This is a genomic window from Streptomyces sp. NBC_01520 (assembly GCF_045040375.1).
Classification (GTDB): Bacteria; Actinomycetota; Actinomycetes; order Streptomycetales; family Streptomycetaceae; genus Streptomyces.
The window spans coordinates 5014248-5039513 of record NZ_CP109404.1 but is presented as its reverse complement, the minus strand read 5'-3'; the positions used below and the strand labels follow the sequence as shown (position 1 = coordinate 5039513).

The 25266-nt window shown below is 71.5% G+C and carries 27 protein-coding genes; 19 read left to right on the top strand and 8 right to left on the bottom strand.

Translation table 11 applies throughout. From position 1 onward, the window contains the following. Window positions 1-89 precede the first annotated feature (89 nt). Window positions 90-677 (top strand): TetR/AcrR family transcriptional regulator, encoded by a 588-nt coding sequence (locus OG524_RS23060; protein WP_405388952.1) that lies wholly within the window; start codon window positions 90-92, stop codon window positions 675-677. A 296-nt stretch (window positions 678-973) separates the two neighbouring features. On the opposite strand, the gene OG524_RS23055 is transcribed toward OG524_RS23060, so the two are convergent. Continuing rightward, the gene (locus tag OG524_RS23055; RefSeq protein WP_405811604.1) at window positions 974-1948 is read right to left on the bottom strand and encodes a DeoR/GlpR family DNA-binding transcription regulator; all 975 of its coding nucleotides are present in this window, start codon (window positions 1946-1948) and stop codon (window positions 974-976) included. Window positions 1949-2166: 218 nt separating this feature from the next. Then, on the bottom strand, window positions 2167-3606 hold the full coding sequence (locus OG524_RS23050) for an NAD(P)H-quinone dehydrogenase (protein WP_405388954.1): 1440 nt from the start codon (window positions 3604-3606) through the stop codon (window positions 2167-2169). 251 nt (window positions 3607-3857) lie between these two features. Here OG524_RS23050 and OG524_RS23045 point away from each other — a divergent pair, with 251 nt between their 5' ends. From OG524_RS23045 to OG524_RS23035, 3 genes are all read left to right on the top strand, one after another. Then, window positions 3858-4295, top strand: a complete 438-nt coding sequence (locus tag OG524_RS23045) for a gamma-glutamylcyclotransferase (protein ID WP_028439081.1) — start codon at window positions 3858-3860, stop codon at window positions 4293-4295. Between the two features lie 103 nt (window positions 4296-4398). Beyond that, complete coding sequence (locus tag OG524_RS23040; RefSeq protein ID WP_405388955.1) at window positions 4399-5223, top strand: purine-nucleoside phosphorylase; 825 nt, start codon at window positions 4399-4401, stop codon at window positions 5221-5223. A gap of 77 nt (window positions 5224-5300) precedes the next feature. After that, window positions 5301-6941, top strand: coding sequence for a phospho-sugar mutase (locus OG524_RS23035; protein ID WP_405811603.1), 1641 nt, complete (start codon window positions 5301-5303; stop codon window positions 6939-6941). Between the two features lie 209 nt (window positions 6942-7150). Here the strand turns inward: OG524_RS23035 and OG524_RS23030 are convergent, their stop codons facing one another. Beyond that, window positions 7151-7789: a PH domain-containing protein gene (locus tag OG524_RS23030; protein ID WP_405388957.1), complete on the bottom strand. Its 639-nt coding sequence runs from the start codon at window positions 7787-7789 to the stop codon at window positions 7151-7153. A 136-nt stretch (window positions 7790-7925) separates the two neighbouring features. Between OG524_RS23030 and deoC the strand changes: the two genes are divergently transcribed. The 3 genes from deoC to OG524_RS23015 are packed head-to-tail and all read left to right on the top strand — an operon-like array spanning window position 7926 to window position 11210. After that, on the top strand, window positions 7926-8873 hold the full coding sequence (gene deoC, locus OG524_RS23025; RefSeq protein ID WP_405393120.1) for a deoxyribose-phosphate aldolase: 948 nt from the start codon (window positions 7926-7928) through the stop codon (window positions 8871-8873). A gap of 5 nt (window positions 8874-8878) precedes the next feature. Further along, a complete protein-coding gene (locus OG524_RS23020) occupies window positions 8879-10315 on the top strand; it encodes an aldehyde dehydrogenase family protein (RefSeq protein WP_405811602.1) in 1437 nt (478 codons plus the stop codon). Next, complete coding sequence (locus tag OG524_RS23015; RefSeq protein ID WP_405811601.1) at window positions 10308-11210, top strand: aldehyde dehydrogenase family protein; 903 nt, start codon at window positions 10308-10310, stop codon at window positions 11208-11210. Before OG524_RS23020 ends, OG524_RS23015 begins: the two co-directional genes overlap by 8 nt. 65 nt (window positions 11211-11275) lie before the next feature. On the opposite strand, the gene OG524_RS23010 is transcribed toward OG524_RS23015, so the two are convergent. Next, a complete protein-coding gene (locus tag OG524_RS23010) occupies window positions 11276-11692 on the bottom strand; it encodes a hypothetical protein (RefSeq protein WP_405388961.1) in 417 nt (138 codons plus the stop codon). 53 nt (window positions 11693-11745) lie between these two features. On the opposite strand from OG524_RS23010, the gene OG524_RS23005 reads away from it, so the two are divergent. Then, the gene (locus OG524_RS23005; RefSeq protein WP_405388962.1) at window positions 11746-12471 is read left to right on the top strand and encodes a uridine kinase; all 726 of its coding nucleotides are present in this window, start codon (window positions 11746-11748) and stop codon (window positions 12469-12471) included. Between the two features lie 143 nt (window positions 12472-12614). Next, entirely contained in the window at window positions 12615-13124 is a 510-nt protein-coding gene (locus OG524_RS23000; protein WP_405388963.1) for a carbohydrate-binding protein, read from the top strand. A gap of 182 nt (window positions 13125-13306) precedes the next feature. On the opposite strand, the gene OG524_RS22995 is transcribed toward OG524_RS23000, so the two are convergent. Continuing rightward, window positions 13307-14050, bottom strand: coding sequence for a SigE family RNA polymerase sigma factor (locus OG524_RS22995; protein ID WP_405388964.1), 744 nt, complete (start codon window positions 14048-14050; stop codon window positions 13307-13309). Window positions 14051-14253: 203 nt separating this feature from the next. Here OG524_RS22995 and afsQ1 point away from each other — a divergent pair, with 203 nt between their 5' ends. The 5 genes from afsQ1 to OG524_RS22970 all read left to right on the top strand — a co-directional run bounded on the left by afsQ1 (window position 14254) and on the right by OG524_RS22970 (window position 18108). After that, on the top strand, window positions 14254-14931 hold the full coding sequence (gene afsQ1, locus OG524_RS22990) for a two-component system response regulator AfsQ1 (RefSeq protein WP_384500782.1): 678 nt from the start codon (window positions 14254-14256) through the stop codon (window positions 14929-14931). Beyond that, complete coding sequence (locus tag OG524_RS22985) at window positions 14928-16463, top strand: ATP-binding protein (protein ID WP_405388965.1); 1536 nt, start codon at window positions 14928-14930, stop codon at window positions 16461-16463. Before afsQ1 ends, OG524_RS22985 begins: the two co-directional genes overlap by 4 nt. Continuing rightward, a complete protein-coding gene (locus OG524_RS22980; RefSeq protein WP_405388966.1) occupies window positions 16460-17113 on the top strand; it encodes a hypothetical protein in 654 nt (217 codons plus the stop codon). Before OG524_RS22985 ends, OG524_RS22980 begins: the two co-directional genes overlap by 4 nt. A gap of 123 nt (window positions 17114-17236) precedes the next feature. Next, window positions 17237-17812, top strand: a complete 576-nt coding sequence (locus OG524_RS22975; RefSeq protein WP_405388967.1) for a VanZ family protein — start codon at window positions 17237-17239, stop codon at window positions 17810-17812. A 92-nt stretch (window positions 17813-17904) separates the two neighbouring features. Then, window positions 17905-18108, top strand: a complete 204-nt coding sequence (locus tag OG524_RS22970) for a PspC domain-containing protein (protein ID WP_405388968.1) — start codon at window positions 17905-17907, stop codon at window positions 18106-18108. A 97-nt stretch (window positions 18109-18205) separates the two neighbouring features. On the opposite strand, the gene OG524_RS22965 is transcribed toward OG524_RS22970, so the two are convergent. Together OG524_RS22965 and OG524_RS22960 are read right to left on the bottom strand one after the other, a co-directional pair. Continuing rightward, a complete protein-coding gene (locus tag OG524_RS22965; protein ID WP_405388969.1) occupies window positions 18206-18499 on the bottom strand; it encodes a hypothetical protein in 294 nt (97 codons plus the stop codon). A gap of 134 nt (window positions 18500-18633) precedes the next feature. Next, on the bottom strand, window positions 18634-19788 hold the full coding sequence (locus OG524_RS22960; RefSeq protein WP_405388970.1) for an adenosine deaminase: 1155 nt from the start codon (window positions 19786-19788) through the stop codon (window positions 18634-18636). 103 nt (window positions 19789-19891) lie between these two features. On the opposite strand from OG524_RS22960, the gene OG524_RS22955 reads away from it, so the two are divergent. Continuing rightward, window positions 19892-20653 carry an alpha/beta hydrolase family protein gene (locus OG524_RS22955; protein WP_405388971.1) on the top strand — a complete coding sequence of 254 codons (762 nt, stop codon included), beginning with the start codon at window positions 19892-19894 and terminating at the stop codon, window positions 20651-20653. Window positions 20654-20710: 57 nt separating this feature from the next. Here OG524_RS22955 and OG524_RS22950 read toward each other — a convergent pair whose 3' ends face one another. Then, window positions 20711-21664 (bottom strand): LysR family transcriptional regulator, encoded by a 954-nt coding sequence (locus OG524_RS22950; protein ID WP_405388972.1) that lies wholly within the window; start codon window positions 21662-21664, stop codon window positions 20711-20713. A gap of 62 nt (window positions 21665-21726) precedes the next feature. On the opposite strand from OG524_RS22950, the gene OG524_RS22945 reads away from it, so the two are divergent. The 4 genes from OG524_RS22945 to OG524_RS22930 all read left to right on the top strand — a co-directional run bounded on the left by OG524_RS22945 (window position 21727) and on the right by OG524_RS22930 (window position 25250). Next, a complete protein-coding gene (locus tag OG524_RS22945; protein WP_405811600.1) occupies window positions 21727-23061 on the top strand; it encodes an MFS transporter in 1335 nt (444 codons plus the stop codon). A 91-nt stretch (window positions 23062-23152) separates the two neighbouring features. Continuing rightward, window positions 23153-23869, top strand: coding sequence for a L,D-transpeptidase family protein (locus tag OG524_RS22940; protein WP_405811599.1), 717 nt, complete (start codon window positions 23153-23155; stop codon window positions 23867-23869). Between the two features lie 101 nt (window positions 23870-23970). Then, entirely contained in the window at window positions 23971-24960 is a 990-nt protein-coding gene (locus OG524_RS22935) for a sigma-70 family RNA polymerase sigma factor (RefSeq protein WP_405388975.1), read from the top strand. Further along, the gene (locus tag OG524_RS22930; RefSeq protein WP_405388976.1) at window positions 24957-25250 is read left to right on the top strand and encodes a hypothetical protein; all 294 of its coding nucleotides are present in this window, start codon (window positions 24957-24959) and stop codon (window positions 25248-25250) included. The genes OG524_RS22935 and OG524_RS22930 overlap by 4 nt, the downstream gene beginning before the upstream one ends. The last annotated feature ends 16 nt before the right edge of the window (window positions 25251-25266 follow it).

Below are 25266 nucleotides of genomic sequence, written 5' to 3'. Positions count from 1 at the left end.
CCCGGCCCTGTCCGCGCACCTCCGCGCCGACAGAGCCGGGGCCCTCGGTGGCATCCTGGACCCGAGCGGACCACCAGGAGGGCAGCGCGATGGCGATGAGCACGGCACCGACACCGGCCCGGCCGATGCGCGCCGACGCGCGCCGCAACTACGACCGGCTGCTGAGCGAGGCCCGTGTCTCGTTCGCGGCGCACGGCACGGATGCCTCACTGGAGGACATCGCCCGGCACGCGGGGGTGGGCATCGGCACGCTGTACCGCCACTTCCCGAACCGGCACGCGCTGATGAACGCGGTGTTCCAGGAGGCCCTGGCGGCACTGCTCACCCGCTCCCGCGAACTGGCGGAGGCGGAGCGGCCGTGCACGGCGCTGGTGGAGTGGCTGGGTGCGATCGTCACTCATGCGGGTGAGTACCACGGCCTGGCCCAGGCCCTCATGTCGGCCTCGGGTGACGAGACCTCGGCGCTGACGCAGTGCCATGTACCGCTGCGTCAGGCGGGGGCGCGGTTGCTGGAGCGGGCGCAGTCGAGTGGTTCGGTGCGGGCGGACGTCTCGATCGACGACCTGCTGCAACTGACGAACGCGATCGCCCTGGCCGCGGAACAGTCCCCCACAGACCCGGAACTGGCCGACCGCCTCCTGCTCCTGACCCTCCAGGGCCTGAAGGCAACCACCTGACCCGGGCACCCGGACCAAGCCCCTCCGGCGATTGAGGAACGGGGTCAGGGGCGCCCGAACCAGCCCCTCCGCCAACCGCAGACCCAACCGACCAGGGCACCCGGACCAAGCCCCTCCGGCCATTGAGGAACGGGGTCAGGGGCGCCCGAACCAGGCCCTCCGCCAACCGCAGACCCAACCGACCAGGGCGCCATCTCAAGCCCCTCCGCCAACCGCAGACCCAACCGACCAGGCACCCAGACCAAGCCCCTCCGGCGATTGAGGAGCGGGGTCCGGGGCGGAGCCCCGAAAACCTCCTACCGCCGCCGCAGATCCGCGACCCGCCCCCGCTCGGCCGACCCCTCCGCCAGCGCCGCCGCACTCCGCAACTGCGGCCCGAGGCCCCCCGGCCCCCCGTGCCCGCCCGGCTGGGTGCGCCGCTGGCCGGGCAGCGGCATCTCTCTCCGTGGCCGGTGCCCCGGAGCACTGTCACCGCCCACGGACTCCGCGTCCGGCCCCGTCACCGTGATCTCGACACCCTGGTCCGCCAGAGCCTGCAGCTCCGTGGCCGCCCGCTCGTCGTGGGCCGGTGGTTCGTCCGTCACCAGGCGGGTGATGAGCTCCGTCGGCACCGTCTGGAACATGGTGTCGGAGCCGAGCTTGGTGTGGTCCGCCAGGACCACCACCTCCGCGGCCGCCTGCACCAGCGCCCGGTCGACGCTCGCGGAGAGCATGTTGGACGTGGACAGCCCGCGCTCCGCGGTCAGCCCGCTCCCGGAGAGGAACGCCCGCGACACCCGCAGCCCCTGGAGGGACTGCTCGGCCCCGCTGCCCACGAGCGCGTAGTTGCTCCCGCGCAGGGTGCCTCCGGTCATCACCACTTCCACCCGGTTGGCATGGGCCAGCGCCTGGGCGACGAGCAGCGAGTTGGTGACCACGGTCAGACCGGGAACACGCGCGAGCCGGCGGGCCAGCTCCTGCGTGGTCGTTCCGGCGCCGACCACGATGGCCTCGCCCTCGCCGACGAGGCCGGCGGCCAGGTCGGCGATGGCCGTCTTCTCCGCGGTGGAGAGATGGGATTTCTGCGGAAAGCCGGACTCCCGCGTAAAACCGCCCGGCAAAACCGCACCGCCATGCCGGCGGTCGAGGAGTCCTTCTGCCTCCAGCGCACGCACGTCCCGCCGTACGGTCACTTCGGAGGTCTGGACGACGCGGGCGAGCTCACGGAGCGATACCGCCCCGTTGGCACGCACCATTTCGAGGATCAACTGACGACGTTCTGCAGCGAACACGAAACTGACAGTAACCTGACCGTCGGTTCCTTTTCAGCAGTTTGCGCCGAATAGCGGAAGTTGTACGCGCACGGGGTCCCCCAGTGGTATAGGAGACCCCGTTGTTGTTCGTGCGATGTTCACGAGTGTCCGGACGGCGGCCCGGACGCCCTGCCGGATCACCCGATTCGCCGCGTTCGACCGGCAATTGACCGTTTCTGACGGCCCGTCGGCCGACGTTACGCCTCGCCGGCCCGCTTACGGGTGTGCAACTGCCGTGCCACTTCGGCGATCGATCCGGACAGCGACGGGTACACGGTGAACGCGTTCGCGATCTGTTCCACCGTCAGGTTGTTGTCGACGGCGATCGAGATCGGGTGGATGAGCTCGCTGGCCCGCGGCGCGACGACACAGCCGCCGACCACGATGCCGGTGCCCGGCCGGCAGAAGATCTTGACGAAGCCGTCCCGGATGCCCAGCATCTTGGCGCGCGGGTTGCGCAGCAGCGGCAGCTTCACGACGCGGGCGTCGATCTTGCCGGCGTCGACGTCGGCCTGGCTGTAGCCGACCGTGGCGATCTCGGGGTCGGTGAAGACGTTCGAGGAGACGGTCTTCAGATCCAGCGGGGCGACCGCGTCGCCGAGGAAGTGGTACATCGCGATCCGGCCCTGCATCGCGGCGACCGAGGCCAGGGCGAAGATCCCGGTGACGTCGCCGGCCGCGTACACGCCGGGGGCACTGGTGCGGGAGACCCGGTCGGTGCGGATGTGGCCGGAGTCCTTGAGCTGGACCCCGGACTCCTCCAGGCCCATGCCCACGGTGTTCGGGATCGCGCCGACGGCCATCAGACAGTGCGTACCGGAGATGACCCGGCCGTCGGCCAGCGTGACCTCGACGCGGTCGCCGACACGCTTGGCGGACTGGGCGCGGGAGCGGGCCATGACGTTCATGCCACGGCGCCGGAAGACGTCCTCCAGGACGGCGGCGGCGTCCGGGTCCTCACCGGGCAGCACCCGGTCGCGGGAGGAGACGAGGGTGACGCGTGAGCCGAGGGCCTGGTAGGCACCGGCGAACTCGGCGCCGGTCACGCCGGAGCCGACCACGATGAGCTCCTCGGGGAGCTCGTTCAGGTCGTAGACCTGGGTCCAGTTCAGGATGCGCTCGCCGTCGGGCTGGGCGTCCGGGATCTCCCGGGGGCGGCCTCCGGTCGCGATCAGCACCGCGTCGGCGGTGAGCCGCTCCTCGGTGCCGTCGGCGGCGGTCACCACGACCTGGCGGGAGCCGTCGGCGGCCTGGAGGCCTTCGAGCCGTCCGCGCCCGCGCATGACCCGGGCACCGGCCCGGGTGACGGAGGCGGTGATGTCGTGGGACTGGGCGAGCGCGAGGCGCTTGACCCGTCGGTTGACCTTGCCGAGGTCGACACCGACCACGCGCGCCGCCTGCTCTATGTGCGGCGTGTCGTCGGCGACGATGATGCCGAGTTCCTCGTACGAGGAGTCGAACGTGGTCATCACCTCGGCCGTCGCGATCAGGGTCTTCGAAGGTACGCAGTCGGTGAGTACCGACGCGCCGCCGAGGCCGTCGCAGTCGACGACGGTCACCTCGGCGCCGAGCTGGGCGCCCACCAGTGCCGCCTCGTAGCCGCCGGGGCCGCCGCCGATGATCACGATCCGGGTCACGAAAAGTCCGCCTCGCGTGGTGTCATCCCACGGCCGTCTGCCGCCCCGGCCGGGGGTCCGGGGGATCGCCCCGGCGTATGCAGTACGTAATTCATTGTCCCGCACGCGCCAACCCGCTTCGCCCCGGGGCCCTCCATACGGGAACGCGCCCGCCCGGGGCCGGGCCCCGGACCCTTCGCAGGGTCCCGACCGGGGCCTTCCTCACCGGAAGAATCGGCACGCTCCCCGTCACCTCCCGTACCCTCGACCCCATGTCGCTCTACGCCGCGTACGCCGGCAACCTCGACGCGCGGCTGATGACGCGCCGCGCTCCGCATTCCCCGCTGCGCGGCACGGGCTGGCTCAACGGCTGGCGGCTGACGTTCGGCGGGGAGCAGATGGGCTGGGAGGGCGCGCTGGCCACCGTGGTGGAGGCGCCGCGTTCCCAGGTCTTCGTGGCGCTGTACGACCTGGCGCCGATGGACGAGGACTCGATGGACCGCTGGGAGGGTGTCGGCCTCGACATCTACCGGCGGATGCGGGTGCGCGTGCACACCCTGGACGGCGAGGAACCGGCCTGGATGTACGTGCTGAACGGCTACGAGGGCGGGCTGCCCTCGGCCCGCTATCTGGGCGAGGTGGCGGACGCCGCCGAGTCCGCCGGGGCGCCCCACGACTACGTGATGGGGCTCCGCAAGCGCCCCTGCTGAGCGCTGCCGTACGTCCCTTCTGTACGAAAGTACGAATACGACAGGCCAGACTCTGCACCTGCACATCTACGCGCGTAGGGAATCACCGGTTACCCTCGTCCGCGTGAACGCATCTGTTATTCCGGACCACATCCAGGGCGACCCGCAGGCCGCCGCTGCCGACGCCGCCGCCCGCCTGCGCGAGCTGACCGGCGCCGAGACCCATGACGTCGCCCTCGTGATGGGCTCGGGGTGGGCTCCCGCGGGCGATGCGCTCGGCGCCCCGGAGGCCGAGTTCCCGGTGACCGCGCTGCCCGGGTTCCCGGCTCCCGCCGTGGAGGGGCACGGCGGCACGATCCGCTCGTACCTGATCGGCGAGAAGCGCGCCCTGGTCTTCCTCGGCCGCACCCACTACTACGAGGGCCGTGGCGTCGCCGCCGTTGCCCACGGCGTCCGTACGGCCGTCGCCGCGGGCTGCAAGACCGTCGTCCTGACGAACGGCTGCGGCGGGCTGCGCGAGGGCATGCGCCCGGGACAGCCGGTGCTCATCAGCGACCACATCAACCTCACGGCGGCGTCGCCGATCATCGGCGCCAACTTCGTCGACCTGACCGACCTGTACTCGCCGCGCCTGCGCGCGCTGTGCAAGGAGATCGACGAGACCCTCGAAGAGGGCGTGTACGTGCAGTTCCCCGGCCCGCACTACGAGACCCCGGCCGAGATCAACATGGTCCGTGTCATGGGCGGCGACCTCGTCGGCATGTCCACCGTGCTGGAGGCCATCGCGGCACGCGAGGCGGGGGCCGAGGTCCTCGGCATCTCCCTGGTCACGAATCTGGCCGCCGGCCTGAGCGGCGAGCCCCTCAACCACGAAGAGGTCCTCCGGGCCGGCCGCGACTCCGCCACCCGGATGGGCGCACTGCTGGCCCGGGTGCTGGACCGGATCTGAGCGCACGGGTGACGGGGCGCGGCCCGCTCCCCCACCCCGCTACCCCCACCCACCCGTACCCCCGAGAGGCGGACACCGTGCAGCAGGACCTCATCGCCCGTGCCAGGACCTGGCTGGCCGAGGACCCGGACCCCGAGACCCGTGAGGAGCTCGCCGGGCTCATCGACGCCGGGGACCTCGGCGCGCTGGAGGACCGCTTCGCGGGCACGCTCCAGTTCGGCACGGCCGGCCTGCGCGGCGAGATCGGCGCCGGGCCGATGCGGATGAACCGCTCGGTCGTCATCCGCGCCGCCGCCGGCCTGGCCGCGTACCTGAAGGCACGGGGTGAGTCCGGCGGGCTCGTCGTCATCGGTTACGACGCCCGCTACAAGTCGGCCGACTTCGCCCGGGACACGGCGGCGGTGATGACGGGTGCGGGGCTGCGCGCCGCCGTACTCCCCCGCCCGCTGCCGACCCCCGTCCTCGCGTACGCCATACGGCATCTGGGGGCCGTCGCGGGTGTGGAGGTCACGGCCAGCCACAACCCGCCGCGCGACAACGGCTACAAGGTCTACCTGGGTGACGGTTCGCAGATCGTGCCCCCGGCCGACGCGGAGATCGCCGCCGAGATCGCGGCCGTCGGCCCGCTCGACGGCGTACCGCGCCCGGAGTCCGGCTGGGAGACCCTCGGCGACGAGGTCCTGGACGCCTACCTGGCCCGTACGGACGCCGTCCTCAGCCCCGGCTCCCCCCGTACCGCGCGCACCGTCTACACCGCCATGCACGGCGTCGGCACCTCCGTCCTCACGGCCGCCTTCGCGCGGGCCGGTTTCCCCGCGCCCGTACTCGTGGCCGAACAGGCGGACCCCGACCCGGCGTTCCCCACCGTCGCCTTCCCCAATCCGGAAGAGCCCGGCGCCATGGATCTCGCCTTCGCGACCGCGTGCCGGGCGGCCCCGGACCTCGTGATCGCCAACGACCCGGACGCCGACCGCTGCGCCGTCGCCGTCCCCGACGCGTCGGCCCCGGCCGGCTGGCGGATGCTGCGCGGCGACGAGGTCGGCGCACTGCTCGCCGCCCACCTGGTGTCCCGTGGGGTCACGGGTGTGTTCGCCGAGTCGATCGTGTCGTCGTCCCTGCTCGGCCGGATCGCCGAGAAGGCCGGTCTCGGCTACGAGGAGACGCTGACGGGCTTCAAGTGGATCGCCCGCGTCGAGGGCCTGCGCTACGGCTACGAGGAGGCGCTGGGCTACTGCGTCGACCCGGAGGGTGTACGCGACAAGGACGGCATCACCGCCGCCCTGCTGGTCGCGGAGCTGGCCTCGGTGCTCAAGGAGCAGGGCCGCACCCTCCTCGACCTGCTCGACGACCTCGCCGTCGAGCACGGGCTGCACGCCACGGACCAGTTGTCGGTCCGGGTCGAGGACCTGACGGTCATCGCGGACGCCATGCGACGTCTGCGCGACAAGCCCCCGACCTCACTGGCGGGGCTCCCCGTCGCCTCGGCGGAGGACCTGTCGCAGGGCACGGAGTTCCTGCCGCCCACCGACGGCCTGCGTTACCACCTGACGGGCGCCCGGGTGATCGTCCGCCCGAGCGGCACCGAGCCGAAGCTCAAGTGCTACCTGGAGGTAGTACTCCCGGTCCCCGACACCAAGTCCCTCCCCGCCACCCGCGCCAAGGCCGCCGCCCTCCTCGCCACCATCAAGCAGGACCTGGCCTCCGCCGCCGGCATCTGACCCCCGCACCTGGCGGTCGGTGGGAGCACGGAGACACCCGCCTGTCCGTTTTGGCAGCATTTCCCGGTCCCTGCGCTCCCACCGACCGGAAAACCACTCACGTCCGTCCGCGCCGTCTCAGCAGCCAGATCCAGCCGTTGCCCGACCCCGCGACGCCCTCGGCCGGGCCGAGGGCGTCGCGGGTGTGCGGTGTATGAGCGGTGTGGTTGTCAGCCGATCGCGAACAGCACCACGAACAGCACCGCGCCGACGACGGCCGGGGCGATGACCTCGAACGCCCAGCGCACCGAGGCCGTGGTCGTGCTCGGCTCCGTGCGCCTCGCGCCACGCTCGGCCAGCTCCCGCAGGTCACCCACCGCCTGGTCGGCGGCGGCGGCGCGGGCGTGGGTGTCACGGACGTCGGCGTGCGCGGAGGTGCGGCCGTACGGGTCGTCGTGCGCGGCCTGGGTGGCCTTCCGCGCGGCCCGCTTGCGCTCGCGCAGCGACACGGGCACCGCCCACAGCTGGTACTTCCGGCCGTCCTGGGTGAACACCTCGCTGGAGTACGAGGCCCGTACGTCGGCGACGTCGGTCCAGGGCAGCACGATCGTCCGGAACGGGTTACGGATGCGGATCCGCTCCTCACCGGCGAACACCGCGGGCCGCAGCGTGAACGCCACGATCAGCGGGATCAGGGCCAGCAGGGCGGCCAGCGCCTGCCACGGCACCCACCCGTTGCCCCGGACCACCGCGTCGCCGCCGATCCAGCCGACCAGGAGGATCAGCAGCGCACCGCCGACCAGCCCGGGGACCGAACGGAAGGTCCGGTCGGCGTAGGCGGGCTCGGCGGGGGGTGTGGGGCTCGTCATGGTCCCGATTCTGCCTGACGGGCACGGGCGGTGGCGGGGCGCCCGCCCGGGAGCCTCGGACGGCCTGCGGGAGACGCGGAATCGGGGCGGGCCCTGTACAGGTCGCTACGCGCGTAGATATGCTCATGTGGTGACCATGCCCACCACTGCACCTGCATTCGCCGACGCGACGGCGTCCGACAGTGCGCTGCGCCGCTTCCTGCACGGGCTGCCCGGTGTCGACACCGTCGGCCTCGAAGCGCGCGCCGCCTCCCTCGGTACCCGATCGATCAAGACGACCGCCAAGGCGTACGCCATCGATCTCGCCATCTCGATGATCGACCTGACGACGCTGGAAGGCGCGGACACCCCGGGCAAGGTCCGGGCTCTCGCCGCCAAGGCCGTCAACCCCGATCCGACCGACCGTACGACCCCGCGCACCGCGGCCGTCTGCGTCTACCCGGACATGGCGGCGACCGCCGCCGCGGCCCTGGCCGGCTCCGGGGTGAAGGTGGCGTCCGTCGCGACGGCCTTCCCCGCCGGGCGTGCCGCGCTGGACGTCAAGCTCGCGGACGTCCGCGACGCCGTGGCCGCCGGTGCCGACGAGATCGACATGGTGATCGACCGCGGCGCCTTCCTCTCCGGCCGCTATCTGAAGGTGTACGAGGAGATCCTCGCCGTGAAGGCCGAGTGCGGCCCGGCGCGGCTGAAGGTCATCTTCGAGACCGGCGAGCTGTCCACGTACGACAACATCCGGCGGGCCTCCTGGCTCGGGATGCTGGCGGGCGCGGACTTCATCAAGACGTCGACCGGCAAGGTCGCGACCAACGCCACCCCGGCGAACACCCTGCTGATGCTGGAGGCCGTGCGCGACTTCCGGGAGCAGACCGGTGTGCAGATCGGCGTGAAGCCCGCGGGCGGTATCCGCACCACCAAGGACGCGATCAAGTTCCTGGTCCTGGTGAACGAGACCGCGGGCGAGGACTGGCTGGACAACCACTGGTTCCGCTTCGGCGCCTCCAGCCTGCTGAACGACCTGCTGATGCAGCGCCAGAAGCTCAGCACCGGCCGTTACTCCGGCCCCGATTACGTGACGGTGGACTGATCCCCATGGCATCTGCATTCGACTACGCACCGGCTCCGGAGTCCCGCTCCGTCGTCGACATCGCTCCCTCGTACGGCCTGTTCATCGACGGCGAGTTCACCGAGGCCGCCGACGGCCAGGTCTTCAAGACGGTCAGCCCGTCGTCCGAGGAGGTACTCTCCGAGGTCGCCCGCGCCGGCGCCGAGGACGTGGACCGGGCCGTGAAGGCGGCCCGCAGGGCGTTCGAGAAGTGGTCGGCGCTGCCCGGCTCCGAGCGTGCCAAGTACCTCTTCCGGATCGCCCGGATCATCCAGGAGCGCTCGCGCGAGCTGGCCGTCCTGGAGACCCTGGACAACGGCAAGCCGATCAAGGAGACCCGCGACGCGGACCTCCCGCTGGTCGCCGCGCACTTCTTCTACTACGCGGGCTGGGCCGACAAGCTCGACCACGCCGGGTACGGGGCGAACCCGCGCCCGCTGGGTGTGGCCGGCCAGATCATCCCGTGGAACTTCCCGCTCCTGATGCTCGCGTGGAAGATCGCCCCGGCGCTCGCCACCGGCAACACGGTCGTGCTGAAGCCGGCGGAGACGACCCCCCTGTCCGCGCTGTTCTTCGCGGACATCTGCCGTCAGGCGGGCCTGCCCAAGGGCGTCGTCAACATCCTGACGGGCTACGGGGACGCGGGCTCGGCCCTCGTCGAGCACCCCGACGTCAACAAGGTCGCCTTCACGGGATCGACCGCGGTCGGCAAGGCCATCGCCCGCCAGATCGCCGGCACGGACAAGAAGGCCACGCTGGAGCTGGGCGGCAAGGGCGCCAACATCGTCTTCGACGACGCGCCCGTCGACCAGGCCGTCGAGGGGATCGTCACCGGGATCTTCTTCAACCAGGGCCAGGTCTGCTGCGCGGGCTCGCGGCTCCTCGTCCAGGAGTCGGTCCAGGACGAGCTGCTGCACTCGCTGAAGCGCCGTCTGTCCACGCTCCGCCTCGGCGACCCGCTGGACAAGAACACCGACATCGGCGCGATCAACTCCGAGGAGCAGCTCTCCCGGATCACCGCCCTCGTCGAGACCGGCGAGGCGGAGGGCGCCGAGCGCTGGTCCGCACCGTGCGAGCTGCCGTCCGCGGGCTACTGGTTCGCGCCGACGCTCTTCACCAACGTCACGCAGGCGCACACCGTCGCGCGCGACGAGATCTTCGGCCCGGTCCTGTCGGTGCTCTCCTTCCGTACGCCGGACGAGGCGGTCGCCAAGGCCAACAACAGCCAGTACGGCCTCTCGGCGGGCATCTGGACGGAGAAGGGCTCCCGCATCCTCGCGGTGGCCGGCAAGCTCCGGGCAGGCGTCGTCTGGGCCAACACGTTCAACAAGTTCGACCCGACCTCGCCGTTCGGCGGATACAAGGAGTCGGGCTTCGGCCGCGAAGGCGGCCGTCACGGTCTGGAGGCCTACCTCGATGTCTGACGGGCGACTGAGCGTCTTCAAGACCTACAAGCTGTACGTCGGGGGCAAGTTCCCCCGCTCCGAGAGCGGCCGGGTGTACGAGGTGACGGACTCCAAGGGCAGGTGGCTGGCGAACGCCCCGCAGTCCTCCCGCAAGGACGCGCGCGACGCCGTCGTGGCCGCGCGCAAGGCGTTCGGCGGCTGGTCGGGAGCGACCGCGTACAACCGCGGCCAGGTCCTCTACCGCGTCGCGGAGATGCTGGAGGGCCGCCGGGAGCAGTTCGTACGGGAGGTGGCGGACGCCGAGGGACTGTCGAAGTCCAAGGCGGCGGCCGTCGTCGACGCGGCGATCGACCGCTGGGTCTGGTACGCGGGCTGGACCGACAAGATCGGCCAGATCGTGGGCGGGGCGAACCCGGTCGCGGGGCCGTACTTCAACCTGTCCACCCCGGAGCCGACCGGTGTCGTCACGGTCCTGGCCCCGCAGGAGTCGTCGTTCCTGGGTCTGGTCTCGGTGATCGCCCCGGTGATCGCCACGGGTAACACCGCGGTCGTCATCGCCTCGGCCGACGCCCCGCTGCCCGCGCTCTCGCTGGGCGAGGTGCTGGCCACGTCGGACCTGCCGGGCGGTGTGGTGAACATCCTGTCGGGGAAGACGGCGGAGATCGCCGCGCCACTGGCATCCCACCAGGACGTCAACGCGATCGACCTCACGGGTGCCGGCGGGGACACCGGGCTGGCGAAGGAGCTGGAGATCGCCGCGGCGGACAACCTGAAGCGCACTCTTCGTCCACAGGCTGTGGACGAGGCCGACTGGACCGCCGACCCGGGTACGCGCCGTCTGACGGCGTTCCTGGAGACCAAGACGGTCTGGCACCCCACGGGCGCCCTGGGAGCCTCCGGCTCCTCGTACTGACCCCACGTCCGCCCCGCAGGGCCGCCTTCCGGTCGGAGGGCGGCTCTGCGGCCGTGTGCGGGGCGTCAGCCGGTGATCAGGCCCGTCACCTGGCCCACCACCGGCAGGTCGCCGAGCGCGGCGCCACTGGTCAGCGGGTCGGTGACGATCGCCGTGGTCACCGGCTTGAAGTCGGCGACCTGGGCACCCACCGCGTTGTCCAGCGGGTCGACGCCCGTCCCGGCCAGCGGGTCGAGCTGCAGATCGGTGACGGGCGCCACGGCCCCTGCGAGCCCGTAGCCGAGCGCGCTCGTCAGCGCGGGCGCCGCCGCGCTGCCGACCGCCCCGAGGGTGCTGTCCTCGCCGGTGGCCGGGGTGACGGGCAGCGGCGCGGCCTGGGCCACCGCGCCTCCCGCACCGAGGGCCGCGCCCAGCGCGGTGAAGGTCAGACCGGCGCGCAGCAGCGCGCGACGCCGGGGCTTGGACAGTGCATGACGTGCCATGTTTTCCCACCTGGATGAGTAGTCGTTCGTGCGCGCAGAGTAGTTGAGGTGTGATGCTCGATACCAACAAGGCCTCCCGGGGATCCCCCGCACGGGTCGATGCCTCACACTTCTGTCCTGTGAGTTCCCAACCGATCCCCACTCGAGTCGTGCTGCTCGCCGGTCCCTCCGGCTCCGGCAAGTCCTCCCTCGCCGCCCGCACCGGTCTGCCGGTGCTGCGCCTGGACGACTTCTACAAGGAGGGAAACGACCCGACGCTGCCTGTGGTCACCGGCAGCACGGACATCGACTGGGACTCGGCGCAGTCCTGGGACGCGGACGCGGCGGTCGCGGCCATCGCCGAGCTGTGCCGGACGGGGCGGACGAACGTCCCCGTGTACGACATCTCGACGAGCTCCCGGGTCGACCGTGAGGCGCTCGACATCGAGCGCACGCCCCTGTTCGTCGCCGAGGGCATCTTCGCGGCGGACATCGTGGGGCGCTGCCAGGAGCTGGGTCTCCTCGCGGACGCGCTGTGCCTGCGCGGGCGCCCGTCGACGACGTTCCGGCGGAGGCTGGTGCGGGATCTGCGTGAGGGCCGCAAGTCGGTGCCGTTCCTGCTCCGGCGGGGCTGGCGCCTGATGCGGGCCGAACGGCGCATCGTGGCCCGGCAGACGGCCCTGGGCGCCCACCCCTGCGGAAAGCCCGAGGCCCTGGGCCGCCTGGCAGCGGCAGCGGCGGGCCGCTGCCGCAGAACCCCGGCCGGCCAGGCCCGTTCACGTCCCTCCGATCAGGCCTGATCAAACCCCTCTCGGAGCGGCCCCGTTCAAGCCCTCTCGGAGCGGGCCCGCTCAAGCCCCTCCGGCGATCGAGGAGCGGGGTCCGGGGCGGAGCCCGGGTACGGCGGCCCGGAACGGCCGCCCCGCGGAACCGGACCGACGACGTGGAGAAGGCCGAATCCTGGCTGCGCACCGGTGAGGGCGACCCGGTGCCGCGCGGCGGTGTGCGCGTACAGGCCGAGGACTTCCCCCCGGGTGAGGGCGTCGGCTATCACGACGTCGACACGGACAACCGCGGCGGACTGCCCATGCGGCCCGGTGAGGACGTCGACATCAGCGACGCCGACGGCAACGTCCGGGTCTCCTGGATGCGCGCCGGCGAGTGGCTCACGTACGACGTGGTCGTCCCCCGCGGTGGTACGTACACCGTCGCCGCCCGGGTGTCCTCGCCCTACTCCCCCGCCGGCACGTACACGCTGTCGTTCGACGGCGGCGCCGTGAGTGAGCGGATCGCCGTAGGCGACACGGCCAACCACAGCAAGCAGCTGCTCCAGCCGAGCGGGGTCACCCGGTACCTGTCCGCCGGACACCACACGCTGCGGGTGAGCCTGCCCGAGGACGCCCACCAGAACTGGAACCTCGACCACCTGCAGCTCACGCCGGTCCGCGGCTGACGGCCCCGCCGGAACCCGGAACCCGCGAACAACACGGCGGGGCCGGACAGGACCCCCCGGCCTGTCCGGCCCCTCCACGCGCTACCCCCGTACCGCCGCTTCCCCCGAATCGACGGCCCGTTCCCCCCGTACCGCCGCCTCCCCCGAAGCCGCGGCCTTTCCCCCGTGTCCCCCCGTACGCCTCAGGCCACCAGCTCGCCGAAGGACTCCTCCTCGTCACGGCCGAAGCTGAGGACCTCGTCCTCGCGCAGCCGGCGGAGCGACCGCCAGATGCTCGACTTCACCGTGCCGACACTGATGTCGAGGATGGACGCGATCTCCGGGTCCGTGCGGCCCTCGTAGTAGCGGAGGACCAGCATCGTGCGCTGGAGTTCGGGCAGCCGCGCGAGCGCCTGCCACAGCACCGCCCGCAGCTCCGTGCCACGCATCGCGTCCGTGTCGCCCACCGTCTCCGGCAGCTCCTCGGTCGGGTACTCGTTCAGCTTGCGCCTGCGCCATGCGCTGATGTGCAGGTTGGTCATGGTGCGGCGGAGGTATCCGCCGACCGCCGCCTTGTCACTGATCCGGTCCCACGCCCGGTACGTCGAGAAGAGGGCGCTCTGCAGCAGGTCCTCGGCCTCGAACCGGTCTCCGGTCAGGTGGTAGGCGGTCGCGTACAGGGAGGCGCGGCGCTCCTGGACGTAGGCCGTGAACGCCGCTTCGGCGTCCTCGGTCCGCGCCTGGGGCTTCCGCTCCCCCGTGACCTCCCCGTACGCGTTTCCCCCCGTGGGCGCGTCAACCATCGTCAGGTACGACGAGTGCTGACGCCCGGCGCCACGGACGCACCCCCGTACGCCCCCCTGAGCGCCGGACTTCTCCGTGCTCCGGCCGACGTCGTGGAGACGCGTGGCAACTGCGCTTGAGGTGGTGCTGTGCAGTGTGTTCATCTCGCGCCCCCCATCGGTGGAGTCCGTCCGTTCCTTGTGCCAATGAGCTTGCCGGGGCAGTTTCATGGCCCTGTCCCCCGACTGTCACAGGCCTGTCACAGGGCATGTCGGGGGCGTGTCCGTCCCGTGGAGGTGCCGGGTACGGAGTATCAAGTAGGGGGCACAGTCGTCCTACGGCACCCCGATGGGCCAGAATGGCCCCCGTGCCTTTCCTGTTGCTGATCGAGGACGACGACGCCATCCGCACGGCCCTCGAACTCTCCCTGTCACGCCAGGGCCACCGTGTGGCCACCGCGGCGACGGGAGAGGACGGCCTTGAGCTGCTGAGGGAGCAACGCCCGGACCTCGTCGTGCTGGACGTGATGCTGCCCGGGATCGACGGTTTCGAGGTCTGCCGACGCATCCGGCGCACCGACCAGTTGCCGATCATTCTGCTGACCGCGCGCAGCGACGACATCGACGTCGTGGTGGGACTGGAGTCCGGCGCGGACGACTATGTGGTGAAACCCGTGCAGGGCCGGGTGCTCGACGCCCGTATCCGTGCGGTGCTGCGCCGTGGTGAGCGCGAGTCCACCGACTCGGCGACCTTCGGAAGTGTCGTCATCGACCGTTCGGCGATGACCGTCACCAAGAGCGGGGAGGACCTGCAGCTCACGCCGACCGAGTTGCGTCTCCTCCTCGAACTGAGCCGCAGGCCCGGTCAGGCCCTGTCCCGGCAGCAGTTGCTGCGGCTGGTGTGGGAGCACGACTACCTCGGTGACTCGCGGCTCGTGGACGCCTGTGTGCAGCGGCTGCGCGCGAAGGTGGAGGACGTGCCGTCCTCGCCGACCCTGATCCGTACCGTGCGTGGTGTGGGCTATCGGCTGGACTCGCCTCAGTGAGCGATTCCGCGAAGCGTTCCATACTCGCGGGTCTTCGCTGGACCAGCCTCCGGCTGCGGCTGCTCGTCGTGTTCGCCCTGGTGGCGCTGACGGCCGCGGTGTCCGCGTCGGGCATCGCGTACTGGCTCAACCGTGAGGCGGTCCTGACGCGTACGCAGGACACGGCGCTCGGGGACTTCCGCCGCCAGATGCAGAACCGGGCGGCGGCACTGCCGTTGCGGCCCACGGGGGACGATCTCCAGGACGCCGCCGAGCAGATGGCGACCAGCGGCCCCGGCTATCACGTCCTGCTGATCGACACCCATGACGGCAAACCGATCGTCGGGTCCTCCGACATCGACTCGTTCACCAAGATCGACGTGCCCGCGTCGCTGCAGAAGCAGGTGAACAAGAAGCAGCCGCTGACGTCCACCAACACCTTTGAGTACCACCTGTTCTGGCAGCGTACGAGCATCGGCGGCACCCCGTACCTGGTGGCCGGCACGAAGATCATCGGTGGTGGCCCGGCCGGGTACATGCTGAAGTCGCTCGACCAGGAGCGTCAGGACCTCAATTCGCTGGCCTGGTCCCTGGGCATCGCCACGGCGCTGGCCCTCGTCGGCTCGGCGCTGCTCGCGCAGGCCGCGGCGACGACCGTGCTGCGGCCCGTCCAGCGGCTCGGCGACGCGGCCCGCAAGCTCGGCGAGGGCAAGCTGGACACCCGCCTCGTGGTCTCCGGAACCGATGAACTGGCCGATCTCTCCCGTACGTTCAACAGGACGGCGAGTTCGCTGGAGAAGAAGGTCGCGGACATGAGTGCGCGGGAGGAGGCGAGCCGCAGGTTCGTCGCCGACATGTCGCACGAGCTGCGGACCCCGCTGACCGCGATCACCGCCGTCGCCGAGGTGCTGGAGGACGAGGCGGACAGCCTCGACCCGATGATCGCGCCGGCCGTGCATCTGGTCGTGAGCGAGACCCGGCGGTTGAACGACCTGGTCGAGAACCTCATGGAGGTCACCCGCTTCGACGCGGGTACGGCCCGGCTGGTGCTGGACACGGTGGACGTCGCCGACCAGGTGACCGCCTGCATCGACGCCCGCGCCTGGCTGGACGCGGTCGACCTGGACGCGGAGCGCGGCATGATGGTGCGGCTCGATCCGCGCCGCCTCGACGTGATCCTGGCGAATCTCATCGGCAACGCGCTCAAGCACGGCGGGTCACCGGTACGGGTGGCGGTGCGGACCGATGACGACGAGCTGGTCATCGAGGTGCGCGACCACGGTCCGGGCATCCCTGAGGACGTCCTGCCCCATGTGTTCGACCGTTTCTACAAGGCGAGCGCCTCCCGGCCGCGTTCCGAGGGCAGCGGTCTGGGTCTGTCGATCGCCATGGAGAACGCGCACATCCACGGCGGCGACATCACCGCCTCCAATTCGCCGGACGGCGACGGGGCGGTGTTCGTCCTGCGGCTGCCGCGCGACGCGGAGCGGCTGACCGACGCCCCGGAGGACGGCAACGACCCCGACCGGCACGAGGAGGGCGAGGCGAAGTGAGGCGCAGCGAGCTCACGGACGGCGCACCCCGCCGGGGCCGTCCGACCGGACGCCCGGCCCGTGCCGTGGCGGCGCTGGCGGCCGTCGTGGCCGTGTCGGCGCTGGCCGCGGGCTGCGGGATCAGGAGCACGTCGGTGCCGGTGGACGCCGGGGCCGCACCCTCGCGGGTGCCGTGCCGTACGTCGTCGGGGCCGGCGAGCGCGCCGCCGCAGGAGACCGTGGCGGTGCGGATCTATCTGGTCTGCGCGTCGCAGCTGGTGACGGTGGAGCGCACCGTCGAGGTCGACGAGTCCCGGTCCGACCCGGTCCTGGTCGCGCAGGCCCTCCTGGCCGAGTTGCAGCGGGATCCGTCCGCCGACGAGCGGAGTGCGGGATTCACCACCGACGTGCCGTCGCGGCTGCGGGTCACCGAGGCCCACGAGGGGGACCCGAAGGGCACGCTGCGCCTCAGCGAACAGCCCGAGGACCTGCCCGCGGAGTCGCTGGCGCAGCTGGTGTGCTCGTACGCGGAGAGCGAGCCCCTGGCCTCCGGCGGCTCGGTGATCCTGGGCGGCCCAGGCAGCTACGCCCCGAGGGGCTACCTCTGCACCTCGGAAACGAAGTCCCGCCCCGCCAACGTCCCGACCCTGGGCGCGGTCAAACTGTCGTAGCGCTCGGTGGGAATCCACAGACGACAGGACGCCCGGTTTACCCCCATATCGATGTCCCTGGCTTCCCACCGACCCGTACAACGGCGGAGCGGCGGAACCGATCCTGCCGGTCGTGGCGTCTTGGTGTGCGTGCGTCACAGTTCGGACGGCCGGGCCGTCATCAATTTCCGCGCGGCGGGGGTCGTCCTCCTCCTCGCGCATCTGCTGTTCGTCGGATGGCTGACTCTGCGCCCGCTGGACGTGCCCTGGATGACGGCGGCGAACCTGCAGCCGCTCGCGGGAATCAGGGCGGACCTGGCCCTCGGCCCCGTCGAGGCGGCGCGCCGGATCGGCGAAGGGCTGCTGCTGCTGGCCCCGCTGGGCGTACTGCTGCCGATGGCCGGGGGGCGGCTGCTGGTCTCCCCGTGGGCCTCGATGGCCCGTACGGTCGCCGCCGGGGCGCTGATCTCGATGGCCATCGAGCTGGGGCAGACCGGGGTGCCGGGACAGGTCGTCGACGTCGACTCGATGCTGCTGAACACCACCGGTGTCGCGCTCGCCCATCTGCTGGTCGTCCCGGTGAGCCGGGCGCGGCTGCGCCGGGGGAACCGGGCGGGGGCCGGTGACATCTCCCGGCTCGGCCACGAGCTCCGGCCTTTCGGGAACGAGGCCCCTCAGGGGGCGACCCCGACGATTTCCAGGGTCGGTATCGCCCCGTAGAGCGATGCTTTGCACCCCTTCGCGGAGCCACTATGGAAGTACCGGGAGCGCGACGGAGCCGCCCCCGCAAACGGTTCGCGAAGGAGCCCACCATGGCCGCACTTGCCCGCCCCGTTGACGGACGCATGATCGGTGGAGTGTGCGCGGCGCTGGCACGGCGCTTCGGCACCTCCGCACGGACGATGCGGATCATCTTCGTGGTCTCGTGCCTGCTTCCCGGCCCCCAGTTCCTGGTCTATCTGGCGCTGTGGCTGCTGCTGCCGTCGGAGAAGGCCTCGTCCGCGACGGCCTGGTGACCTGCGGGACCACGGGGAGACCGAAGAAGGAGCACAGAGAACGCGAGGGGGCGCGCACCCTGGCCGGGTGCGCGCCCCCTCGGTGTGTACGGGGTGGTCAGCCGCCGATCGGCAGGGCGCCGGTCAGGCCGCCCGCGGGCAGGCCGCCGAGCAGGTTGGTGCCCGGGGCCGACAGGTCGCTGCTGCCGCCCTGCTGGTCGAGGAGGCCGCCGGCGGCCTTCTGCACGGCGGGCAGCGCGTCGGTCACGGAGTCGAGCGCGACACCGGCGGGCAGCGCGGCGGCCGCGGCGTCGACGGGCAGTGCGACGGCGGAGGCGCTACCCGCACCGGCGGCGGCGAAAGCGGCACCGAGAGCGGCGACACCGAGGGTCCTGACAGCAGACTGCTTCATGTGACATTCATCCTTGGGGAAGGGGATGTGAGCGGCTCTGCAACGTAGTCAGCCCACCACCCCTGCCGCAAACATGCCGGGACACGGAAAACGGCCGGGATTCGGCGGTCCCGGCCGTTTCCTTTTCGGTCCGCTCAGCCTTCGACGGGGGAAGAACCGCTGGTCGCAGCCGTCTGACGGAAGAGCCACTCGGACTTCAGTTCCGCGTATCCGGGCTTGACGACTTCGTTGATCATGGCCAGACGTTCATCGAAAGGAATGAACGCTGATTTCATCGCATTGACTGTGAACCACTGCATGTCGTCGAGCGTGTATCCGAATGTCTCGGTCAGTCGCTCGAATTCCTGACTCATGCTCGTACCGCTCATCAGCCGGTTGTCCGTATTCACCGTGGCGCGGAAATGCAGCTTCCGCAGCAGCCCGATGGGGTGCTCCGCGTACGAGGCCGCGGCGCCGGTCTGGAGGTTGGAGGTCGGGCAGAGCTCCAGCGGGATGCGCTTGTCCCGTACGTAGGAGGCGAGACGGCCGAGCGTCACGCTGCCGTCCTCGGCGACCTCGATGTCGTCGATGATGCGGACGCCGTGACCGAGCCGGTCGGCGCCGCACCACTGCAGGGCCTGCCAGATCGACGGCAGCCCGAAGGCCTCGCCCGCGTGGATGGTGAAGTGGTTGTTCTCGCGCTTGAGGTACTCGAACGCGTCGAGGTGCCGGGTGGGCGGGTAGCCGGCCTCGGCGCCCGCGATGTCGAAGCCGACGACGCCCAGGTCGCGGTAGCGGTTGGCGAGTTCGGCGATCTCCAGGGCGCGGGCGGCGTGCCGCATCGCGGTCAGGAGGGCGCCGACGCGGATGCGGTGGCCGTTGGCGCGGGCCCGGCGCTCACCCTCCCGGAAGCCCTCGTTGACCGCTTCGACGACCTCTTCGAGGGTCAGCCCCTCGGTGAGGTGCTGCTCGGGCGCGTACCGCACCTCGGCGTAGACGACGCCGTCCTCGGCGAGGTCCTCGGCGCACTCCGCGGCCACCCGGACCAGGGCGTCGCGGGTCTGCATGACGGCGCAGGTGTGGGCGAACGTCTCCAGGTAGCGCTCCAGCGAACCGGAGTCCGCCGCCTCACGGAACCAGATGCCGAGTTTGTCGGGTTCGGTCTCGGGCAGCGCGTCGTAGCCCTGCTCCCGCGCCAGTTCGACGATCGTGCCGGGGCGCAGGCCACCGTCGAGATGATCGTGGAGGAGCACCTTGGGCGCGCGGCGGATCTGGTCGGGACCGGGGACGTTCAGGGTCTGGCTCGTCATTGGGGCACTGTAGCGCCTACGCGCGTAGAATGCTGAGTGCCGATGCGTAACAGTGACCGCGAAGTCGGGTGGAATACATCTGCCCTTCTGACACTGTTCTGTCATGGCACAGCGCGCACTTCCCCTGCCTGCTGCGAGGCTGGGACGGGCCGTTCACACGGCCGGAGCACCACCTGAGGTCAGCGGCGTGGCCCTGCTGCTCCCGGACGGCGAGACCGAATCACGGCGCCGTCCCTCCACCTTGTCGTACGCGGTACAGCTGCCGTTCGCCCGGATGCTGGCGCGGGCCGGCCAGGAGGACGGTCTCGCGGTGCACGTGGTGCACTACCGCCGGCGCGGCTGGAACGCGGACGCGGATCCGGTGGCCGACACGCGGTGGGCTGCGGACGAGGTCGTACGGCGCTACGGCGACGTCCCGGTCTGTCTCGTCGGGCACGGGATGGGGGGCCGGGCGGCGCTGCGGGCGGGCGGGCACGAGGCCGTCACCTCCGTGCTGGCGATGGCCCCCTGGCTGCCGGACGCGGGTGCGCCGGAGCCCGAGCCGGTGAAGCACCTGGCGGGGCGCCGGGTGCTGATCGTGCACGGCACGAACGACGCCCGGACGGATCCGGAGCTCTCCTACCGGCTGGCCGAGCGGGCCAAGAAGGCCAACCGGGACACCTGCCGCTTCGAGGTCCACTCGGACGGGCACGCGCTGCGGCAGCACCGGTCCGAAGTGGTGGCGCTGGCCGCGGACTTCATACGCGGGTCGCTGTTCTCCCGGTCCTACGCCCGGCCGGTCGCCGACGCGTTCGCCGCGCCACCGCCGCTGGGTCTGCGGATGCCGCTGGCGGCGGGCTTCGGGGAGTCCTTGCGGCACCACTGAGGTTCCGGTCCAGGGGCCACCGGGCTCCGGTGCGGCGAACCGCCGCCGTACCGGGTCTCAGTCGGGCAGCAGGTTCCCGCGGCGGGACAGCAGGAAGCGTTTGAAGGCGGCCACCGGTGGGGTGTCGGGGTGGCCGTCCAGCCAGGCGACCCCGATCTCGCGGGCGGCGCGCGGTGCCGTGACCGTCAGCTCGACCACGCCCGGCCGGGCGACGGCGGGCGGCGGCAGCAGGGCGACGCCGAGCCCTGCCGCGACCAGTCCGCGCAGGGTCTCGGCCTCCTCGCCCTCGAACGCCACCCGTGGGGTGAAGCCGGCCTCCGTACAGAGGTCGTCGGTGATCCGCCGGAGCCCGTAGCCGGGTTCGAGGGTGACGAACGTTTCGTCGGCGGCCTCGGCGAGCCGGACGCGCCTGCGGCCGGCCAGCCGGTGGTCGTCGGGAACGACCAGGCGCAGCCGCTGTTCGTCGAGGCGGCGGCTGACGAGGTCCGGGGCGTCCGGGACGGGCGAGGTGAGGCAGAGGTCGAGGCCGCCCGCCCGCAGGCGCTCGATCATCGCCTCGCCGTAGTTCTGGACGAGCTGGAAGCGGACCCGGGGGTGGTCGACCCGGAAGGCGCGGATGAGGGCGGGCACCGTCTCGGAGCCCATCGTGTGGAGGAAGCCGAAGGCGACCTTGCCCGCTGTCGGGTCGGCGTCGGCGCGGACCGAGTCGGCGGCCTTCTCGACCTCGGCCAGCGCGCGTTCGGCCGAGCCGAGGAAGGTGCGGCCGGCGGGGGTGAGGGAGACGGTCCGGCCCCGGCGGGCGAACAGGGCGACGCCCAGGTCCTGTTCGAGCCTGACCATGGCGCGCGACAGGGTCGACTGCGGGACTCCGAGCTCGTGCGCGGCGCGGGTGACGTGCTCGTGCCGGGCCACGGCCTCGAAGTACGCGAGGCGTGGGGCGAGCACGGCCCGGATGTCTTCTTCGTAACTGCTCGGTGACAGTCGACCCCGTGAGCTGCTTTGATGCACCATGGGAACGATTATGGCTGATTCATGCATTGGACGCATGAAAGCGGGCGGCCTACGTTCTACGTATGCCTCCTGCCAGTACCGGGGCGTCCACCATCACGCTGGACGCCGCTCCGTCATCCACCGCCGCCGCCACCACTCCGCTCACCCCGGCCTCCTCCGTCGCTCCGGTCACCACGGACCGTCTGGAGCCGGGCAGTCCCGGCTTCCGGCGCATGAGCTTCGCGCTCTTCGCCGCCGGGATCGCCGCCTTCGCGCTCCTGTACTCCACCCAGGCCCTGCTGCCCGCCGTCTCCGCCTCCTTCGGCGCCACGGCCGGCCGGGCGAGCTGGACGGTCTCCGCGGCGACCGGTGCGCTGGCGCTGTGTGTGCTGCCGCTGAGCGCCCTCTCGGAGCGCTTCGGGCGGCGTCAGATGATGACCGCGTCGCTGACGGTCGCGGTACTGGTCGGGATGCTCATCCCCTTCGCCCCGTCGCTGGGCTGGCTGATCGCGCTGCGCGCGGTCCAGGGCGCGGCACTGGCCGGACTGCCCGCCTCCGCGATGGCGTACCTGGCCGAGGAGGTGCGGCCCAAGGCACTGGTGGCGGCGATCGGCCTGTTCGTGGCGGGCAACAGCATCGGCGGGATGAGTGGCCGGATCCTGGGCGGCTGGGTCGCCCAGCTGTGGGGCTGGCGTGCGGCGCTGGGCGCCGTCGGGCTGCTCGCCGTCGCGTGCGCGGTCGTGTTCCACTTCATGATCCCCAAGGCCCGGAACTTCACCCCCGGTTCGCTGAACCCCAAGGCGCTGGCGAAGACCGTCGGCACCCACCTCTCCGACCCGCTGCTGCGCCGCCTGTACGCGATCGGTGCCCTGTTCATGACGGTGTTCGGCGCGGTCTACACCGTGATCGGCTACCGGCTCGTCGAGGCGCCGTTCAATCTCCCGCAGGGCGTCGTCGGCTCGGTCTTCCTGGTCTACCTCGTCGGTACGGTCTCCTCCGCCGCGGCCGGCCGGCTGGTCGCCCGGCTGGGGCGCCGGGGCGCGCTGTACCTCGCGGTCTCCACGACGGCCGCCGGTCTGCTGCTGTCCCTGGCCGGTCAGCTGGTCTTCGTCCTGCTCGGACTGGTCCTGATCACGGCCGGCTTCTTCGCCGGGCACGCGGTCGCCTCGTCCTCGGTGAGCCGTACGGCGACCACGGGCCGCGCCCAGGCGTCGGCGCTGTACCAGTCCGCGTACTACCTGGGCTCCAGCGCGGGCGGCACGCTGGGCGCGGTCGCCTTCCACGCCGGAGGGTGGGCGGGCACCGTCGCCCTGGGCCTCCTCGCGGTCCTCGGCGTCGTGTCGATCACGCTCTTCGGGACGCGGGCCGCGCGGACCGAGCGCCTCCTGGCCCCGCGTACGGCATCTGTGCACAACTGAGACCTTCCGAGGCACAACCGCCGCTCCCCTGCGCGCGTCCAACAAGCGGAGTCACGGCACCGCACGGGAACGCGAAGGGGAGCGGACGTACATGAGAATCACGGAGAAGATACGCGGCGTACGGATGCGGCGCGGTACCGCGCTGTCCGTCGCCGGCCTGCTGGCCGCACCGGCCCTGGTCCTGGGCACCGGGACGGCCGCGCAGGCGGCTTCCTGCACGGCGGCGAAGGGTCCGTACCAGAAGCAGGTCGAGACGTACCTGAAGCGGACCGCCGACGGCCGTCAGTCGACGGCGGACTGCCAGGCGATCCGCTCGTTCCAGGTGGCGAAGGGCATCACGCCCGCCATCGGGTACGCGGGGCCGGTCACCTGGCGCACGATGAAGACGATCACCGCTCAGAAGGCGGCCGGGAAGAACCCCAACGCCGCGAAGAAGTGCCCCACCAACAGGGGCCGCATCGCGTGCGTGGACCTGACCAGGCAGCTGAGCTGGATCCAGGACGGCAGCAAGCTGAAGTTCGGCCCGGTCGCGGTGCGGACGGGACGCAACGGCGCGGAGACGCGGACCGGTTCGACGAAGATCTACTGGCGGAACATCGACCACTGGTCGACGCTCTACGACGTGCGGATGCCGTACGCGCAGTTCTTCGACGGCGGTCAGGCGTTCCACTCGGTCACCAAGTCCATGTACAACAACCCCGGGTCGGCGGGCTGCGTCAACATGCGGCCCTCCGACGCGAAGTCATACTGGAACCTGCTGAAGAACGGCGACGACGTCTTCGTGTACGGACGCAAGCCCGGCACCTGAGCAGCGGTTTCCGCGCTTCCCAACCTCGTTGTCAGTGCCCTGGGGTAGCTTCCACGGTGCCGCGTGAGCGGTGTCACAGCGCAACAGGGTGGAGTGCAGCGATGAGTGATGTGGCGGCCACGGCCGACATCGACAGCCGCCTGGAGGGACACCGGGTCGAGCTGACCGGTTACTGCTACCGGATGCTCGGCTCGGCCTTCGAGGCGGAGGACGCGGTCCAGGACACGCTGGTGCGTGCCTGGCGGAACATCGACAAGTTCGAAGGCCGTTCCTCGCTGCGCTCCTGGCTCTACCGGATCGCGACGAACGTGTGTCTGGACATGCTGAACGCGGGCAGGAAGCGGGCCAGGCCGGTGGACCTCACCGGCCCGAGTCCGCTGGCGCAGGCCGCGCTCAACCCGCTCCCGGAGAACACCTGGCTGGAGCCGATGCCGGACGGCCGCATCCTGCCGTCGGTGGCCGACCCGGCGGAGGCCGCCGTGGCCCGGGAGTCGGTGCGTCTGGCGTTCGTCGCGGCCCTTCAGCACCTGCCGCCCAAGCAGCGTGCGGTGCTGATCCTGCGCGAGGTCCTGGCGTGGAAGGCGAGCGAGGTCGCCGAGCTGCTCGACTCCTCCGTCGCCTCGGTCAACAGCGCGCTGCAGCGGGCCAGGGCGACGCTGGCGGACACGGACAGTTCGGCCCCGGACACCGCGGATCCGCTGGACGAGGAGCAGCGCAAGCTCCTCGACCGGTACGTGGCGGCGTTCGAGGGGTACGACATGGCGGCGCTGACCGCGCTGCTCCACGAGGACGCCGTGATGACCATGCCGCCGTTCGACCTCTGGCTGCAGGGGCACGAGGACATCACGGGCTTCATGCTCAGCATCGGTGCGGGCTGTGCGGGTTCCCGGCTGGTGGCGACCGAGGCCAACGGCACTCCGGCCTTCGCGCACTACAAGCCGAGACCGGACGGCCCTGGCTTCGTGCCGTGGGCGGTGCAGGTCATCGACATCTCGGACGGTGCGATCACCGGGATGCACTGCTTCCTGGACACCCCGCGCTGGTTCCCGCTGTTCGGGTTCCCGGACCATCTGGAGACTGACGCCTCGTGAAGATCCGCAGACCGGTGGTGATCGGCTGGGCACTCCTCGCGGCGGGCGGCTGGGCGGCGACCCTCTGGCTCGGCGAGCCCACGGCCACCGCCGGGCCGGGGCCCTCCCCCGCTCCGAGCTCTCCGGCCGACGCCGAGCCGGGACCGCAGCCCGAAAGCCCGTGCTCGGCGTCCCGACCGAGGCCCGGCGCCACACCGTCGCCGGACCCCAGCAAGTGGTCGATGAGCGTCGAGCAGGGGGACGGACGGGCGGTGCAGCTCCTGTGCGCCTACGCCGTGGCCACCCGCTGACCGAGGGACGCCGGGC

Coding starts and splice junctions, on each gene's coding strand:
- OG524_RS23005 (WP_405388962.1), top strand. CDS start 11,746: ATGCTCGATACCAACAAGGCCTCCCGGGGATCCCCCGCACGGGTCGAT.
- OG524_RS22940 (WP_405811599.1), top strand. CDS start 23,153: ATGAGAATCACGGAGAAGATACGCGGCGTACGGATGCGGCGCGGTACC.
- OG524_RS22945 (WP_405811600.1), top strand. CDS start 21,727: ATGCCTCCTGCCAGTACCGGGGCGTCCACCATCACGCTGGACGCCGCT.
- OG524_RS22955 (WP_405388971.1), top strand. CDS start 19,892: ATGGCACAGCGCGCACTTCCCCTGCCTGCTGCGAGGCTGGGACGGGCC.
- OG524_RS22960 (WP_405388970.1), bottom strand. CDS start 19,788: ATGACGAGCCAGACCCTGAACGTCCCCGGTCCCGACCAGATCCGCCGC.
- OG524_RS23030 (WP_405388957.1), bottom strand. CDS start 7,789: ATGACGAGCCCCACACCCCCCGCCGAGCCCGCCTACGCCGACCGGACC.
- OG524_RS22995 (WP_405388964.1), bottom strand. CDS start 14,050: ATGAACACACTGCACAGCACCACCTCAAGCGCAGTTGCCACGCGTCTC.
- OG524_RS22970 (WP_405388968.1), top strand. CDS start 17,905: ATGGCCGCACTTGCCCGCCCCGTTGACGGACGCATGATCGGTGGAGTG.
- OG524_RS22950 (WP_405388972.1), bottom strand. CDS start 21,664: ATGGTGCATCAAAGCAGCTCACGGGGTCGACTGTCACCGAGCAGTTAC.
- OG524_RS22935 (WP_405388975.1), top strand. CDS start 23,971: ATGAGTGATGTGGCGGCCACGGCCGACATCGACAGCCGCCTGGAGGGA.
- OG524_RS23015 (WP_405811601.1), top strand. CDS start 10,308: ATGTCTGACGGGCGACTGAGCGTCTTCAAGACCTACAAGCTGTACGTC.
- OG524_RS23060 (WP_405388952.1), top strand. CDS start 90: ATGGCGATGAGCACGGCACCGACACCGGCCCGGCCGATGCGCGCCGAC.
- OG524_RS22965 (WP_405388969.1), bottom strand. CDS start 18,499: ATGAAGCAGTCTGCTGTCAGGACCCTCGGTGTCGCCGCTCTCGGTGCC.
- OG524_RS23010 (WP_405388961.1), bottom strand. CDS start 11,692: ATGGCACGTCATGCACTGTCCAAGCCCCGGCGTCGCGCGCTGCTGCGC.
- deoC (WP_405393120.1), top strand. CDS start 7,926: ATGCCCACCACTGCACCTGCATTCGCCGACGCGACGGCGTCCGACAGT.
- OG524_RS23020 (WP_405811602.1), top strand. CDS start 8,879: ATGGCATCTGCATTCGACTACGCACCGGCTCCGGAGTCCCGCTCCGTC.
- OG524_RS23045 (WP_028439081.1), top strand. CDS start 3,858: ATGTCGCTCTACGCCGCGTACGCCGGCAACCTCGACGCGCGGCTGATG.